This window comes from Bacillus sp. NH11B, assembly GCF_001884205.1.
In the GTDB taxonomy this organism is placed as follows: Bacteria; Bacillota; Bacilli; order Bacillales; family Bacillaceae_G; genus Bacillus_A; species Bacillus_A proteolyticus.
In genome coordinates this window covers 1-17,918 of record NZ_MAOG01000094.1, presented here as the reverse complement: position 1 = coordinate 17,918, position 17,918 = coordinate 1, and the positions used below count along the sequence as shown (strand labels likewise).

11 protein-coding genes are annotated in these 17,918 nt (G+C 36.0%); 10 read left to right on the top strand and 1 reads right to left on the bottom strand.

Annotated elements, in window-relative coordinates; all coding sequences use genetic code 11:
* Window positions 1-57 precede the first annotated feature (57 nt).
* The 5 genes from BAU27_RS13645 (at window position 58) to BAU27_RS13625 (ending at window position 5,544) form a co-directional block, all read left to right on the top strand.
* Window positions 58-414, top strand: coding sequence for a YlbF/YmcA family competence regulator (locus tag BAU27_RS13645; protein ID WP_071747864.1), 357 nt, complete (start codon window positions 58-60; stop codon window positions 412-414).
* 224 nt (window positions 415-638) lie between these two features.
* The gene (alsS, locus tag BAU27_RS13640) at window positions 639-2,327 is read left to right on the top strand and encodes an acetolactate synthase AlsS (protein WP_071771121.1); all 1,689 of its coding nucleotides are present in this window, start codon (window positions 639-641) and stop codon (window positions 2,325-2,327) included.
* A 16-nt stretch (window positions 2,328-2,343) separates the two neighbouring features.
* Window positions 2,344-3,102, top strand: coding sequence for an alpha-acetolactate decarboxylase (gene alsD, locus BAU27_RS13635; RefSeq protein WP_071771120.1), 759 nt, complete (start codon window positions 2,344-2,346; stop codon window positions 3,100-3,102).
* Window positions 3,103-3,304: 202 nt separating this feature from the next.
* Entirely contained in the window at window positions 3,305-4,384 is a 1,080-nt protein-coding gene (locus BAU27_RS13630; RefSeq protein WP_071747867.1) for a tetratricopeptide repeat-containing glycosyltransferase family 2 protein, read from the top strand.
* Window positions 4,385-4,434: 50 nt separating this feature from the next.
* Window positions 4,435-5,544 (top strand): glycosyltransferase family 2 protein, encoded by a 1,110-nt coding sequence (locus BAU27_RS13625; protein WP_071747868.1) that lies wholly within the window; start codon window positions 4,435-4,437, stop codon window positions 5,542-5,544.
* Between the two features lie 179 nt (window positions 5,545-5,723).
* Here BAU27_RS13625 and BAU27_RS13620 read toward each other — a convergent pair whose 3' ends face one another.
* Window positions 5,724-6,338, bottom strand: coding sequence for a DNA-3-methyladenine glycosylase (locus tag BAU27_RS13620; RefSeq protein ID WP_071771119.1), 615 nt, complete (start codon window positions 6,336-6,338; stop codon window positions 5,724-5,726).
* Window positions 6,339-6,472: 134 nt separating this feature from the next.
* On the opposite strand from BAU27_RS13620, the gene BAU27_RS13615 reads away from it, so the two are divergent.
* From BAU27_RS13615 to BAU27_RS13590, 5 genes are all read left to right on the top strand, one after another.
* Window positions 6,473-7,345 carry a Cof-type HAD-IIB family hydrolase gene (locus BAU27_RS13615; protein ID WP_071771118.1) on the top strand — a complete coding sequence of 291 codons (873 nt, stop codon included), beginning with the start codon at window positions 6,473-6,475 and terminating at the stop codon, window positions 7,343-7,345.
* 394 nt (window positions 7,346-7,739) lie between these two features.
* A complete protein-coding gene (locus BAU27_RS13610; RefSeq protein ID WP_071771117.1) occupies window positions 7,740-11,495 on the top strand; it encodes an MSCRAMM family protein in 3,756 nt (1,251 codons plus the stop codon).
* A 141-nt stretch (window positions 11,496-11,636) separates the two neighbouring features.
* Complete coding sequence (locus tag BAU27_RS13605; RefSeq protein ID WP_071771116.1) at window positions 11,637-13,127, top strand: coproporphyrinogen III oxidase; 1,491 nt, start codon at window positions 11,637-11,639, stop codon at window positions 13,125-13,127.
* A 391-nt stretch (window positions 13,128-13,518) separates the two neighbouring features.
* The gene (locus tag BAU27_RS13595; protein ID WP_071771115.1) at window positions 13,519-15,075 is read left to right on the top strand and encodes a fatty acid--CoA ligase; all 1,557 of its coding nucleotides are present in this window, start codon (window positions 13,519-13,521) and stop codon (window positions 15,073-15,075) included.
* A 650-nt stretch (window positions 15,076-15,725) separates the two neighbouring features.
* The coding region (locus BAU27_RS13590; protein ID WP_071771207.1) for a Cna B-type domain-containing protein at window positions 15,726-17,918 on the top strand (2,193 nt) is incomplete at its 3' end.

Below are 17,918 nucleotides of genomic sequence, written 5' to 3'. Positions count from 1 at the left end.
GCACTTAAAAGGCGGTGCGAGCGAAAAGCGCTAGCCTTCTAAAGGAGGAAAAATAAAATGACAAAAAACATTCATGATGTTGCATATGAATTACAAAAAACAATCGCTGAAAATGAAGATTTCCAAACATTAAAAGCAAGCTACGCAGCAGTACAAGGAGATGCAGCTTCAAAGAGCTTATTCGATGAGTTCCGCATGATGCAACTTGGCCTACAACAAAAAATGATGCAAGGTCAAGAAATTACTGAAGAAGATAACCAAAAAGCACAAGAGGTTGTAGCTCGTATTCAACAAGATGCTAAAATTACAAAGTTAATGGAAACTGAGCAACGTTTAAACATCGTTATCACTGACGTTAACAAAATTATCATGAAGCCACTTGAAGAATTATATAACGCGCAACAACAAGCGTAATAAGGGAAGACGCTCCTAGTATAGGGGCGTCTTTTTTATTGTAGAAAAATGTAAGGGTTTTCCTTTTTGTTTGTCAAAAAACTGTCAAATTCATATCGTTGGAAAAATAATGCATTTGTACTATAATGATAAGCGAGATATATTACACCACATTAATTAATGTAGTGAATTATATAAAATAAAAATCTTTATTACACACATTATGAAATAAAGGGATGATTAGTTTGAGTACAGGTGTAAAAGCAAACGACGTGAAAACAAAAACAAAAGGAGCAGATCTTGTTGTTGATTGTTTAATTAAACAAGGTGTTACACATGTTTTCGGTATTCCAGGAGCGAAGATTGACTCTGTATTTGATGTACTGCAAGAAAGAGGACCAGAGTTAATTGTTTGTCGTCATGAACAAAATGCAGCATTTATGGCAGCTGCTATTGGTAGATTAACAGGGAAACCGGGTGTGTGTCTTGTAACTTCAGGACCAGGGACATCGAATTTAGCGACAGGTCTTGTTACTGCGAATGCGGAGAGTGATCCCGTTGTTGCTTTAGCTGGTGCGGTTCCACGTACGGATCGATTAAAACGTACGCACCAATCTATGGATAATGCTGCACTATTCGAACCAATCACAAAATATAGCGTAGAAGTAGAGCATCCTGATAATGTGCCAGAAGCGCTATCAAATGCATTCCGAAGTGCGACTTCCACAAATCCAGGAGCTACTTTAGTAAGTCTTCCGCAAGACGTTATGACTGCGGAAACGACTGTAGAGTCTATCGGTGCGCTTTCTAAGCCACAGCTTGGAATCGCTCCCACACATGAAATTACATATGTAGTAGAAAAAATAAAATCAGCGAAATTACCAGTTATTTTACTCGGTATGAGAGCGAGCACGAATGCAGTAACGAAAGCGGTTCGTGAATTAATTGCTGATACAGAACTTCCTGTCGTTGAAACATATCAAGCAGCTGGCGCGATTTCACGTGAGCTAGAAGATCATTTCTTCGGCCGCGTTGGATTATTCCGTAACCAACCAGGTGATATTTTACTAGAAGAAGCCGATCTTGTTATTTCAATCGGTTATGACCCAATTGAGTATGATCCGAAATTCTGGAATAAACTTGGAGACAGAACGATTATTCATCTTGATGACCACCAAGCGGATATCGATCATGATTACCAACCAGAGCGTGAATTAATTGGCGATATCGCTTTAACTGTAAATAGCATTGCAGAGAAATTACCGAAGCTTGTATTAAATACGAAATCAGAAGCAGTTTTAGAACGATTACGCTCGAAATTATCAGAGCAAGCATTAGTTCCAAATCGTGCTTCAGAAGGTGTTACGCATCCACTTCAAGTTATTCGTACACTTCGTTCTTTAATTAGTGACGATACAACCGTTACATGTGACATCGGTTCCCATTCTATTTGGATGGCGAGATGTTTCCGTTCTTATGAACCACGTAGATTATTATTTAGTAACGGTATGCAAACGTTAGGTGTTGCACTTCCTTGGGCAATTGCTGCTACTTTAGTAGAACCGGGTAAAAAAGTAGTCTCAGTGTCAGGTGACGGTGGTTTCTTATTCTCAGCGATGGAATTAGAAACAGCGGTACGTTTAAATGCTCCGGTTGTCCATCTCGTATGGAGAGACGGTACGTACGATATGGTTGCGTTCCAACAAATGATGAAATACGGCAGAACATCAGCTACAGAGTTTGGCGATGTTGATCTTGTGAAATATGCGGAAAGTTTCGGGGCATTAGGTCTTCGTGTCAATACACCAGATGAATTAGAAGATGTATTGAAAACGGCATTAGAAGCAGACGGTCCTGTCATTATTGATATTCCAATCGATTACCGTGACAACATTAAATTAAGCGAAAAATTATTACCAAACCAATTAAACTAATGGGGGCAGACTTGAGATGAATGTTGCGCAATTAATTGATATTGATGAAAAAAGAACGAAAACGAGTAATGAAGTATATCAAACATCTACAATGCTTGCGCTATTAGATGGTATATATGATGGTGTTATTAGCTTTGAGGAATTGAAAGAACGTGGTGATTTTGGCATCGGCACATTTGATCAATTAGATGGTGAAATGATTGCGTTTGATAATGAGTTTTATCATTTACGTTCAGACGGTTCAGCGGAAAAGGTAGAACCGGAAGAAACAACACCTTTTGCGACGGTAACGTTTTTTGAAAAAGAAATGAGTTATACGGTAGAACACCCGATGAATCGTGAAGAAGTTGAAGCGTTATTACATGAATTGATGCCGAGTAAAAACTTATTTTACGCTATTCGAATGGACGGTACGTTCCGTGAAGTAAGAACGAGAACTGTTCCAAGACAAGAAAAACCATATACGCCGCTCGTTGAAGTGACGAAATCACAACCGATTTTTTCGTTTAAAGATACGGATGGGACGATGGCTGGATTTTGGACGCCGGATTACGCGCAAGGTATTGGTGTAGCTGGTTTCCACTTACATTACATTGATGATGAAATTCGCGGGGGTGGACATGTTTTCGATTATGTTGTAGAAAACTGTACGATCCAAATTTGTCAAAAAGCTCATATGCATTTAGCGCTTCCGGAAACAGCTGACTTTATGACGGCTGAACTATCAAGAGAAAACTTAGAGAATGATATTGCAACTGCGGAAGGTGCGGAGTAAAAGGAATCGAAATCATGTATTCTCTATATAAGAACCGAAGTCTTGTTCAGGCTTCGGTCTTTTTATTGATGCGCAATCTTCTCGTGAAATTCCCCTGTACCGCCTCATTATGTTTCATTTGTAAAATGAAAACTCAATTTTGAAGCAAAAGAAATATAAATTTCTCCCTAAACATATACATCAAAAGGATAGGGGGGATATGATGGGAAACTCGATTACTATTAGTTTATGCATGATTGTAAAAGATGAGGAACAAACTATATCGAAATGTTTAGAATCGGTCAAAAGTGTTGTGGATGAAATTATTATTGTAGATACAGGTTCAACAGATGCTACAAAAGAAATTGTGAAGAAGTATGATGCGAAAGTTTATGATTTTCAATGGATTGAAGATTTTTCAGCGGCACGAAATTTTGCATTTTCTAAAGCTACAAAAGAATATATTCTTTGGCTAGACGCAGATGACATAATAGATACGGAAGATATAAAGAAATTGTTGCAGTTAAAAAGTACGTTAGATCGTAGTACGGATGCAGTATCTATGAAATATTATTTAACTTTTGATATAGAAGGAAATCCAACACATTCTTTAAGGCGATATCGATTAGTCAACAGAAGTAGAAATTTTCAATGGCATGGATTTGTTCATGAATATTTAGAGGTGTATGGAAATCTTATAAATAGTGATGTAGGGGTAAGTCATAAAAAAATAAAAGCATATACTAATCGTAATTTGAAAATATATGAAAAGCATCTTGAGAGTGGAAAAGAATTTAGTCCCCGTGATGTGTACTATTATGCAAATGAATGTAGGGATCACAGATTATTTGATAAGGCTGTTAAGGGGTATTCTAAATTTTTAGATGAAGAAAAGGGGTGGGTTGAAGATAATATTCAAGCGTGTTTAAAAAGAGCCGAATGTTATTTAGAATTGGGGGACTTAAAAAAATCTATACAGTCTTGTTTGCAATCATTTACGTATGACACGCCTAGAGGAGAACTTTGTTGCCACTTAGGACGTGTATTTTTGCAACAAGGGGAATATTCTAAAGCGATATATTGGTACCATGCAGCAATTGACGGGCCAAGGCCAAAGGATTCTCCGTTTGTCCGAGAAGAGTGTCATACATGGTTGCCGCATATTCAACTATGTATTTGTTATGATCGAATACAAGAATATGAGAAGGCAATTTATCATAACGAACAAGCTGCGGAGTTCATACCTAATAATCCAAGCATTGCATATAATAGAAAATATTTTGATAGTTTATTACAAAAATAGTATTTAATAATACTAGATAATCATTTTGGCTGCTGAGAGGAGTTTGATTCATGCTCACAAGTATAATTATATTGACTCATAATCAATTACAATATACAAAAGAATGCATCCAAAGTATTAGAACTTATACAGTGGAACAAGAGTATGAGTTAATAGTTGTGGACAATGCGTCAACAGATGGTACTGTAGAATGGTTACAAAAACAATCGGATATTATGCTAGTGGAAAATGCGGAGAATATGGGTTTTCCAAAGGGATGCAATCAGGGGATTAAAGAGGCAAAAGGTGATAATATTCTATTATTAAATAATGATGTGGTCGTAACTGAAAATTGGCTAAGCAACTTAATTCGGTGTTTATATGAAAGTAAGGATACTGGAGCGGTAGGGCCCGTAACTAATAATGCAGCTTACTATACTGCTATACCAACCTTTTATAAAGATATTGAAGGAATGCAGAAGTTTGCAACTTTATATAATCAAAGTGATAAAGATAAATGGGAAGAACGTATGAAATTAATCGGATTCTGTATGCTTATAAAAAAATCAGTGTTAGATGAAGTTGGATTATTAGATGAACGATTTACACCGGGGAATTATGAAGATGATGATTTGTCACTAAGAATGTTTGAAAAAGGATATAAATTGTATTTATGTAGAGATACATTTATTCATCATTATGGAAGTGTCTCATGGAAAGAAGATAGTATGAAATTTTCTGTAGTTTTACATGCGAATAATATAAAATTGTATGAAAAATGGGGATTTTATGGTGAAAGTTTATACATTCATTATGATTTACTAGCGATTTTAGAGCGATTTGCACCTGATAAAGTAAATATTCTTCATATAGGAGCTGGATGTGGTGCCACTTTATTAAAAATAAAAGGGTGTTATCAGGCAGTTTCTTTATTCGGAGCAGAAAGTAATGAAAAAGCGGCAGCTCTTGCAAATCGGGTAGCTCCTACAACTTCTGCTGAATATGACAAGTTACATGAGGTATTTACAGATGAAAAATTCCAGTACATCCTACTATCACATCCCATTGAGCCAGCGAAATTACCGCATGTCATACAATCTATGTCACAACTGTTAACGCCAACAGGAACTTTCATTATGTCGAAATTCAATTTGGATAATTATTATGCATTAAAAAAATAATACTTTTAAGATTTTCTCTGTGGAGATGAACTGTATTTGGCAATGTTGGAGGAACAACGGTTTCTTTTATAGAAACAAAACCGAAATCCGAGCCCGGATTTCGGCTTTTCGACGTGTGATGAATTATGAAAAAAGAGCTATCCTATAAGCTGGTTTCGCATACTTATAGGATAGCTTCTTTACTTTGAAACAAACGGATGCTTTTCATAATAAAACCGCCATGGGTAGTGAATGGCTTCTTCTGCGTAATCAATATTAATACGAGGGCCAGCTATTATGTTATGTGTGGATGATAAATGTTCTTCTTTTGGAACTAACTCAATATGTAATGTATCACTTTGTAATGATACCCCGCGTTCTTCTAAAGTGATTCCGAGTGCGCGGCATAGTTTTCCAGGTCCATTTGTTAAGTTTTTATATTGCTTATTCGTAATATCGGTTTTGTTGTAGCGCGCTAGTTTCATTTCTTCGATTCCGTCTATAGGCTCAAGAGCACGAATGAGAATTCCTTGCGGGGTGCCGACTGGTGCTGTAATTACGTTAAAACAATGATACATACCATAAATAAGATATACGTAAGCATGTCCGGGTGCACCGAACATTACTTCTGTTCGATCTGTTCGTCTGCCACCGTAACTATGTGCGGCCTTATCATCTGGACCTTTGTATGCTTCTACTTCTACAATAGTTCCGCTTCGTTTTATTCCATCTACAATATGAACAAGTTTATGTCCGAGTAACTTCTTTGCGACTTCTAACGTATCGCCTTCATAAAAAGAAGGTGGTGCCTGCATTGTACTATCTCCTTTGCTGGTTGTATATGTATATAGTAAACCAAATTTTGAGTAGTAATTCTAACTCGTTCTATTTGCTACGTTTATTTCATAAATTATGGATAGAGTACAACAGCGAAGAGGGGGAGTGCGACATGATTTATCGCTTACTAGCTCTTAATATAGATGGGACACTACTATACAACAACGGAAAAATCGCAAAAGGGTTACGGGAGACAATTGACTTTGTGAAAAGAAAAGATGTATACGTTACATTGTTTACGAATCGTAATTTTCAATCTGCTCATAAAATAGCGAAGGCGTTAAAATTAGATTCTATATTAGTTACACATGGTGGTGCTTTCGTTTCAGCATCGTTAGATAAGCCGTTCGCTCAAAGGAGATTATCTGAAGAGAAAACCTTTAATATTGTGCAAGTGTTAGAGCATTTTGATTGTAATGTTCGTATTTCTCATGAACGATTTTCAATTGGGAATCGTGAGAGAAATACACCAAACTTAATTGCGCGTACTGTATTATCGAGCGCAGATCCGTTATTTTATCCAGTTCAATTTGTAGATTCACTAGGGGATGCACTGCGTGATCATCCAGTAGCTGCACCCAAAGTTGATGTTGTCTTCCATACGAAAGGTGAAAAAGAAAGAGGGATGAATACGTTAAGAAAGGCATTTCAAGATATAGAGTACGTCGAATGTGATGCGAGGCGTATAGAAATTCTCCCTCAAAATGTATCAAAACTACGTGGTTTACAATTACTTGGAGAGCATTTAAATATTAGCCTTAGTGAAATGGTTGCGATTGGGGATAGCATAGAAGATTTAGAGGTAATTGAAAATGTTGGGCTCGGGGTAGCAATGGGGAACGCGCCTGTAGAGTTAAAACAAGCAGCTGACTGGATTACACGTTCGAATAGTGAAAATGGTGTAGAGTATATGATTAAAGAACATTTTCGCAAACAATTCCCGCTTCCGTTTTTGAAAAATCATAAAAATACACCGAAACGATGAAAGAAAAACGTAGCTTTTTGGCTACGTTTTTTTGTTGAACTTATTAAAATGAATGAAAGCGTTTTAAAATGTGAATTGTGCATGAAGTCTATACAATTCACTTGAATACTCTAGGAAACTGATGTAAAGTGGATGATGTTGCCAAATTAGTTACACCACACGAAATATTCTTCAGATTAATTTTATTGGGCTCCCGTACGTAAAAACATTTCCGCATGATAGTTTAGTTCATGTATTATTTCAAAAATGAATTATAGTAATTTTATTAATTAGTTGTAGAATTTCTTTGTTTTATTTAAATGGATTATTTTAAGTTAATGTGAGTAAGACTTGGTACATATGAAATGTGCTTCTTTTTGTGGTTTTAGGAAGTTTAAAAGGGGGAATGAATTTCTTGAGGAAATTATTTAATCAAAAAGTAAAGAAAATAAGTAGTAGTTTAATAGTTGTATTACTAGTATGTATGAATTTTTTAATCCACTTACCATTTAAAGCAGAGGCGGCTACAACAGAATTAAAAGGTTTAGGTGACGTATCTTATTACAACGCCATCATTTTTGGAGATCATAGTGCAACGAGTGCGGATATTGAAGGTGCGATGGCTGTTCAAAAAAATATGAACGCATCAAGTTATACAGTCTTAGCGGCTGCAACTGGAGCGAACAACTTAGCTGGAGCAACATGGGTAGATGAAGGATATCCATCGTTATTATTAGGTGGTCAATTTACGAAAGCGGGAGCAGGACAAGTAATTATCCAAGATGGAACAGTGGCGATGACAAAAGACGGTGACCCAGAAGGCACAATGAAAACATCATATGACCGTATCGCTTATAAAGAGCAAGCGGAGATTGATGCTAAATTTAAAGAATTTAGAAAAGACGTTGATGGCGTAATTGGGGATGCGGGCCAATTACACACTGATAAACCAAAACCGAATATGAGCTTTGGAATTGGTGAAGATGTAAAAAATCCTAATATTTATGTTTCTTCAGGGTTAACAGGAGAGAAAACGTTTGATGTAAAAGATGTTTTTCTTCCGAATGTAGATAACAAGGATTTTATTGTTATTTACTCAGATGCGGAAACAGTTAATTTTGCTAGTGGTGCAATTTTGTATGATACAAGGAATACTGGGATGGCAACAGACTTAATTAATACATCTCAAGCATATGATCCTAATTCATCTTTTACTGAGTTAGCTAGTAAGGTCATTTGGGTGCTCCCTAATGCTACAAAGATAACAACTAAAGGTTATGGTGTAGTAGGAAGTGTGTTTGCGCCTAATGCTGTTGTAGAGACAAAAGGTGGTTCTATTAATGGACAAGCCTTTGTTGGAGGATTGCACCAAAGAGATGGATTTGAGGTTCATAATTTCAAATTTAACTGGCCGAAGTGGAAAAAGCCGGCAGCTGAAAAAGGAAATTTACAAATTAAAAAAGTTGATGAAAGCGATGAAAACATTGTTTTAAAAGACGCAAAATTTGATGTTATAGACAAAGAGAATAATGTTGTGGCTACTGTTACAACAAACGAAAAGGGTATTGCGGAAGTTAAAGATTTACCACTGGGTGACTATTTTGTAAAAGAAATTAGTGCACCAGAAGGATATATAAAAGTTGATACACCAGTAAAAGTAACTATTGATAATACACAGGTAATTGAAATTGTTATGAAGAATACGAAAAAAGTAGAGAATGGTCAATTTAAAATATTGAAGAAAGATAGTGAATCTGGTCAACTTCTATCAGGTGCAAAGTTTGATGTTATAGATAAAGATGGAAACGTTGTCGAAACAATTATTACAGATGGTAAAGGTGAAGCTTTATCAAAACAACTTCCAGTTGGAACATATATATTAAAAGAAGTTGAAGCACCAAAAGGTTATGAACTATCATCTAGTTTAGTTCATGTTGATGTAGCTGCTAATAAAACAGTGACTGTAGATGTGTTGAATAAAAAGATCGTTGAAAAAGCTACAGGTCAATTTGAAATCGTAAAAGTAGATGCAAATGATAAAGAGAAATTATTATCCGATGCAGAATTTGAAGTGTACAAAGATGGTAAAAAAATAGATACGTTACGAACAGATAAAACAGGTAAAGTAATATCTACGAAATTAGAACCAGGAAAGCACACATTAAAAGAAACGAAAGCACCACAAGGATATAAGTTGTTAAAAGAAGAAATTGAAGTCGTTGTGGAAGCAAACAAAGTAGTACAAGTACAAGTAGAAAACGCAAAAGAACTAGGAAGCTTACAAGTAATCAAAAAGGATGCAGAGAGTGGAACAGTTCTAGAAGGCGCGGAATTTAGACTGAAGAACGAAAATGGTCAAGTAGTTGGAGAAACGAAAACAACAAATAAAGATGGTGTTGTGAAATTCGAAAACGTAGTGCCAGGAAAGTACACGTTAGAAGAAACGAAAGCACCAGAAGGTTATAAAGCGCTGGAAGTGACAGTGGAAGTAAACGTTGTAGCGAATGAAGTAGTAAAACAAGAAGTTATGAACGAAAAAGTAACAGGTCAATTTGAAATCGTGAAGGTAGATGCGAATGATAAAACGAAAGTGTTATCAGGTGCAGAATTCGCAGTGTATAAAGATGGAAAAAAGGTAGCGGAACTTAAAACAGATGAGAGTGGAAAAGTGATGTCACCGAAATTACCATTAGGTGAATATACAGTGAAAGAAACGAAAGCACCAGAAGGTTACAAGCTTTCTAATAAAGAATGGAAAGTAGCAATTCAAAATGAGAACGAAATAGTAAAAGTAGAGGCAGAAAATGAAAAAGTCTTAGGTTCTCTACAAATTATTAAGACGGATGATAAAGATCAAGCGAAACGTTTAGCAGGCGCAGAATTTACATTGAAAGATGTGAAAGGAAATGTTGTAAAAGAAGGAATTACAACAGATGAGTCTGGAACTGTTAAAGTAGACGGACTAGCGCCGGGTGAATATACGTTAGAAGAAACGAAAGCGCCAGAAGGTTATGAGTTAACAAAACAAGTAATTCATGTAACAGTTGATGGTGAAAAAGTTGTTGATGTAAAAGTAACGAATAGTAAGAGCCTTGGTCAATTCGAAATCGTGAAAGTAGATGCAAATGATAAAGCGAAAGTATTATCAGACGCAGAATTTGAAGTGTATAAAGATGGTAAAAAAGTAGAGACATTACGAACAGATAAAACAGGTAAAGTAATTTCTAAGAAATTAGAACCAGGAAAATATACATTAAAAGAAACGAAAGCACCACAAGGATATAAGTTACTAAAAGAAGAAATTGAAGTCGTTGTGGAAGCAAACAAAGTAGTACAAGTACAAGTAGAAAACGCAAAAGAACTAGGAAGCTTACAAGTAATCAAAAAGGATGCAGAAAGTGGAAAAGTTCTAGAAGGCGCGGAATTTAGACTGAAGAACGAAAATGGTCAAGTAGTTGGAGAAGCGAAAACAACAGATAAAGATGGTGTTGTGAAATTCGAAAACTTAGTGCCAGGAAAATACAAGTTAGAAGAAACGAAAGCACCAGAGGGTTATAAAGCGCTAGAAGTGACAGTAGAAGTAAACATTGTTGCAAATGAAGTAGCAAAACAAGAAGTATTGAATGAAAAAGTGAAAGAAAAAATTACAGGCCAAGTAGAAATTACAAAGGTAGATGCTAATGATACAGATAAAACATTAGCAGGCGCAGTTTTTGAAATTTTGAAAGACGGAACAAAAATAGACACATTAACAACAGATAAAAATGGTAAAGTAACTTCGAAAGAATTGGAGCCAGGAGATTATATTTTAAAAGAAGTTCAGGCTCCAGAAGGATACACTTTATCTGATAAGGAAATCAGATTTACGATTTCTAATCAAAAAATTCAAGCTATAAAACTTCAAATTACAAATCAAAAAGAGCCAGGTGAAGGAACAGAAAAGCCAGGTGAAGGAACAGAAAAGCCAGGTGAAGGAACAGAAAAGCCAGGTGAAGGAACAGAAAAACCAGGTGAAGAAACAGAAAAGCCTAATTTACCAGAAAAAGGACAGGGTTCTTCTAATAATCAACAACTGCCAGCTACAGGGCATGATATGAATTATCTTCCATTCGTCGGTTTTGTTCTTCTGTTATTAGGAATACGTTTAAGATTTATGACTAAAAATAGTTAATAGATGTATAAAAGGCATAAGAGAAATGTTATCTCTTATGCCTTTAAGTTATTAATAGAAGAAATAAGGTAAAAGCTTCTGTATTGACCTGCAAACGCCCTTCAAGTAAACTAAAGAGAGTTTGCAAATGAAAAGGTGATAATGTTGTTAATTTCAATTAAAACGTTACAAGATGATCGTTTTTTACGTCCGCTACAAAATATTGGCGGTTTATTTTTTGAAGAGAGCACGATAGGGTTTGAGAAAGAAGAAGCAAATCTGATCGTTGATATACAGATAGAAGGTAATGTGACAGCATCAGCTCATTTAACAGATGTTGCAACCGGAAATGTGTATGAAGAAACATTCTCGAAAGATTTATCTGCTTTTACAGATGAAAAAGAACGTATGAAGCAAGTGAAACATGTTGTTTCTTACGTATATCTTTCTGTACTTCAACAGCTAACTGGACTTGAACAGAGCTGGGGGATTTTAACGGGAGTACGCCCAACGAAGCTTCTTCATAAAATGCTTCAAAATGGTATGACAAAAGAAGAGGCGCATAAAGAACTTCGTGAAAGCTATTTAATTCATGAAGAGAAAATTGAGCTTCTTCAGCGTATCGTGGATTGCCAATTAGCGGTAGTTCCGGATTTATACCGTTTGAAAGAGGAAGTAAGTATTTATATTGGTATTCCATTCTGCCCAACAAAATGTGCATACTGTACATTTCCGGCTTATGCAATTAACGGACGCCAAGGGTCAGTTGATTCGTTCTTAGGTGGCTTACATTATGAAGTTCGTGAAATTGGTAAGTTTTTAAAAGAAAAAGGTGTTAAAGTTACGACGATTTATTACGGCGGTGGTACACCGACGAGTATTACAGCAGAAGAGATGGATATGCTGTATGAAGAAATGTACGAAGCGTTCCCAGATGTGAAAGATGTACGTGAAGTAACAGTTGAGGCAGGTCGCCCAGATACGATCACACCAGCGAAGCTAGAAGTGTTAAATAAATGGAACATTGACCGTATTAGTATTAATCCGCAGTCATACCATCAAGAGACACTAAAAGCAATTGGACGTCATCATACTGTAGAAGAAACGATTGAGAAGTATCATTTAGCACGTGAAATGGGAATGAACAATATTAACATGGACTTAATTATTGGTCTTCCTGGTGAAGGATTAGAAATCTTCAAGCATACGCTAGATGAAACAGAAAAGTTAATGCCAGAATCGTTAACAGTTCATACGTTATCATTTAAACGTGCTTCTGAAATGACGCAAAACAAACGTAAATATAAAGTAGCAGGTCGCGAAGAAATCACTGCGATGATGCATGAGGCGGAAGAGTGGACGAAGAACCACAATTACGTGCCATACTATTTATATCGTCAAAAAAATATTTTAGGGAACTTAGAAAACGTTGGGTATGCAATGCCTACGCAAGAAAGTATCTACAATATTGTTATTATGGAAGAAGTACAATCGATTATCGGACTTGGTTGCGGTGCATCAAGTAAATTTGTTCACCCACAAACAGGAGCAATTACACACTTTGCGAATCCGAAAGATCCAAAATCATATAACGATGGCTTTGTGAAATATACAGAAGATAAACTGAAAATTTTAGAAGAGCTATTTGTGTAAGGAGAAAGAGACTGTTCTGACTTGGAACAGTCTCTTTTTTATCCCGCTATTTGCCGGGCAGATTAAAGTGTCACTTTATATTGTCAGTTTTTGTCGGTAAGTCGATATATTCGAAAAATCGCTGATATAAATTGAGTTGCGGTCGATATATTTTAAAAATCGCTGATATATTTCAAGTTGCGTCGATATATCTTGAAAATCGCTGATATATTTCAAGTTGCGGTCAATATATTTTAAAAACCTTCAATATAATTTCATTTACCGTCAAGTGACACTGTTTGTAAAACTATGTCGATAATAATCAGAAAAATTAGTCATATTATTAGAGGACAATGTCTACTTATAGACGAAATGATAGATTTATGAAAGAGAAAAGGGGGAAATTGTTGGCATGTACATGACGATAGGGAGAATTTTTGATTTAGCAGTTGGCAAGTATCCGAATAAAGAGGCGTTAGTAGAGCCAGAAAAAAATATTCGCTGGACATATAAACAGTGGGATGAGCAAATAAATAAAACGGCGCAAGCTCTATTGAAAGAAGGAGTAAGAAAAGGAGACTCTGTATCTGTTTACTTATATAACTGTCGTGAATTTGTAAACGTTTACTTAGCCTGTGCCAAAATTGGGGCGATCTTTAACCCGATTAATTTCCGCTTAAAAGCAAAAGAATTATCGTATATCCTCCAAGATGCAGCCTCGAAATTAGTTGTCTTTGAAAAAGCAGTCGAATCAACTGTTGCTATGATTGAACGAGATTTTCCAAATACGTCTTTTTGGTATGTAGAAGACGATACACCTTCCTATGCGAGTTCTTACCATGAAAAAGTAAATGAAGCATCAGCTGAAAAAGTAGATATTGTAGTAGATGAGATGGATTATTGTTCTATGCTTTATACGAGTGGTACGACTGGCCATCCGAAAGGTGTACTACATCGCCATCGTGATATGGCTGAGCATAGTATGATTTGTACGTATTTCATAAAATATAACAGGGATAGCGCCGGACTTGTGGTAGCGCCTTTATATCATTGCGGCGAGTTAAATGCTGGAATTATACCGCGCATTCAAGTTGGCGGAAAAAATGTTATTTTACATCATTTTGATACGGATAGAGTGTTACATACAATTCAAGAAGAGAAGATTACGACGTTTTTTGCAGCACCAACGATGTGGAATATGTTACTGCAAAAAGATCTGACTAAGTATGATTTAACTTCGATGAAGATTGGTGTATATGGCGGGGCTGCGATGGCCCCAGCACTAGTGAAGGAATGTAAAGAGCGTCTTTATATTGATCTTGTCCAAATTTACGGAATGACAGAAATGGGACCGGTTGTTGCGTTTCTCGTGGAAGAGGATCAAATTACGAAAGCTGGTTCAGCTGGAACACCGTGCTTTAGCCATGAAATTCGAATTGTTAAACCGAACGAAGATGCACCGGCAGAGCCAGACGATGTCTTGCCTCCTTATGAAGTAGGGGAAATTATTTTACGCGGCCCGACTATGATGGCTGGTTATCATAATCGAGAAGAAGCAAATGTAAAATCAATGTATAAAGGCTGGTATCATTCTGGTGATTTAGGCTACTTCGATAAAGACGGTTATTTATTCGTTGCAGATCGTGTTGATGATATGGTAATTAGCGGTGGGGTAAATATTTATCCTCGTGAAGTTGAAGATTTCCTTCATAGTCACCCTGGTGTATTAGATGTTGCAGTACTTGGTGAGCCAGATGAACTATGGGGAGAGCGTGTCGTTGCGGTCGTTGTAAAGAAAGATGAAAATATTTCAGAAGCTGATTTAGAAATGTATTGTAAAGAAAGTGACGAATTAGCAGACTATAAACGCCCACGTCATTATTTATTTGTGGATGAACTTCCTCGTAATGCGAGTGGAAAACTACAAAAATTTGTGCTGAGAGAGTCGCTGAAAGGCGCGAAAAAATAATTAGTAGGACAGTTGTCTATACAAATAAGGCTATCTTTCTTCATAAGGAAAGGTAGCCTTATTTTTTAAAAATAATCAAGTAAGGGAGGTAGTTTGGTCAAAAAATAGTATATACCTTTTATTTTAAATTACGTTCTTATATTATAATGAAATAATTTTATTTTTACTGTTTTAGCCCTGAAATCATGTTTTCTATTTTAATATAGAAGCGTTTTTGGTTGGATGAGGAATACTAAAATAGTAATAGTTAGTTTGTAATTACGAAACATCTTCATATATTAGTACGAGTTGAATAAATAAATTTGAGGAGAATGTTGGTGGAGCATATTTGTAAAGAAAGATGGTCAGTCATCAGATGACCATATGAGCGAATTGGTCATTTAGTACTTTTGGTTACTACTATTATAGTAACAAATTAAAGTTTAAATGAACAGTCTTGTAATGCATTTTTATAAGTACTAATATTTATTGTTGGCTGCCAAAACAAGAGAACAATACGGTTAATGAATCGCTTTGTTACTGCTTTGTTTTGCATGATTAAAGATAGTTTGATGCTGCAAATATTCTTTAGTTGTAACCTTTTTTCAAGGTGGTTTAGGGTGGAAAGGATTTCACCGCAGGAAAATTTGATAATTAAAGATGGAGGCGTTATGAGTACATATTTAAAAAGAATATCTGTGATTTGTTTTATTTTTACTGTTATTATTGGACAGGTTTTTCTGCCTGTCATAGGGCATGCTCAAGAATTAAATACAGCAGGATTTGTTGATAGTTTTGCAATCGAAAAGACAACATTAAATTATGGGGAAAAGACTAGCATACGTGTAAACTTTAGTGAAAAACCTGGAAAGAAGATGAAGTCTGGGGATACATTAACGTTAGCGCTTCCTCCAGAATTACAGGGTTATAGTGGAACGATTGCATTAAAGGATGAGGCAGGACTTGTTTTTGGAACGTGCCAGATCAATAGAAATAATGTGGTTTGTACATTTAACGATACGGTAGAGAAGCTTGAGAATATTCGAGGGAACTTTAATTTTACTGTTCAAGGTACGAATGTAGAAGCAGGAAAAACGAAAGATGTACAAACGAATTTAGGGACAAATTTAGAAAAACAAACGGTTAGCATTACCCACTCGAAAGGGGGCGGTACAGAACCGGGGATCTTTTTCTATAAAGCTGGTGATATTCAGCCAGACAAAAGTAATGAAATACGTTGGTTTTTAAATATCAATCTAAAGAAACAATATTTACATGACAATATCGTTTTGAAAGATACTTTACAAGAAGGACAAATGCTTAATAAAGATAGTTTTTATATAACTATTAATAGTAGAGAAAATTTGTCACTTGAAGAGTTTCAAAAGCGAGGCTATGGATATATTAAGTTTACGAGTGATAACTCATTTGAAGTCGTGATTTATAGACATATGGGGAACGCCACTTCATTTACTGTTGCTTATAAATCAACTATAACTGAGAGTGGGAAAAATTTGAAATTCCTACAAAATGACTATAAACTTGATTATCAAATTTTATATGAGAAACCTACTTCTGAATCTAATAGTGTAAAGGTTGAAAATATATCATTTGGTGGCGGAGCTGAAGGGGATTTACCTGCGAAAGGAACGCTGCAAATTGTGAAACATATTACTGGGGATGAGAAAAAGTTTATCCCGGGTGTTTCTTTTAAACTGTATACAGAGTCAGGACAACAAATTGGTGGTTCTTATACAACGAATAAAGATGGAGTAGTTGAGGCATCAAATCTAACTCCAGGTAATTACTATGTACAAGAAATTTCAGCTCCGAACTATGTAGAGTTCGATCCACAAACGAAAATTCCTTTTACAATTAAGAAGGATGATGTAAATGGAATAAAACTTATGGTTCCAAATAAGTTAAAAACTACATCAGTTATGGGAAAGAAAACATGGGAAGGCGATAAAGCAAATGATCGCCCGGAAACAATTAAAGTAGATTTACTGCAAGATGGTAAAGTAATCGCAACGAAAGAAGTAACTGCAGCAAATGGTTGGAAATATGAGTTTGAAAAGTTACCAGCAGTTAATAATGAAGGAAAAGCTCATAAGTATGAAGTGAAAGAACAACCAGTAACGGGATATCAATCGAAAGTTAACGGATATGATATTACAAATATAAAGATCCATGAAGCAACAGAAGTAGAAGAGCAAGGTAAAGAAGAAACAACAGAAGAGATGGAAGAGCTATCAAAACCGGAAGAACCAAAGGTGACAGAAGAACCGAATGAGTTAGAAGCACCAGAGGTAACAGACAAACCGGAAATCTGGGTAAAACCAGAAGAAGAAAAGATTGAAGAAGAGACAACAGAAGAAATAGAAGAGTCATTAAAACCGGAAAAGCCGACGGTGACAGAAGAACCGAATGTGTTAGAGAAACCAGAGGTAACAGACAAACCGGAAATCTGGGTAAAACCAGAAGAAGAAAAGATTGAAGAAGAAACAACAGAAGACCTGGAAGAGTCATTAAAACCGGAAAAGCCGACGGTGACAGAAGAACCGAATGTGTTAGAGAAACCAGAGGTAACAGACAAACCGGAAATCTGGGTAAAACCAGAAGAAGAAAAGATTGAAGAAGAAACAACAGAAGAAATAGAAGAGTCATTAAAACCGGAAAAGCCAACGGTGACAGAAGAACCGAATGAGTTAGAAACACCAGAGGTAACAGACAAACCGGAAATCTGGGTAAAACCAGAGGAAGAGCATTTAGAATTACCGAACAAACCAGACTTACCGAACAAACCAGAAGTAGAAGAGAAACCGGAATTACCGAACAAACCAGAAGTAGAAGAGAAACCGGAA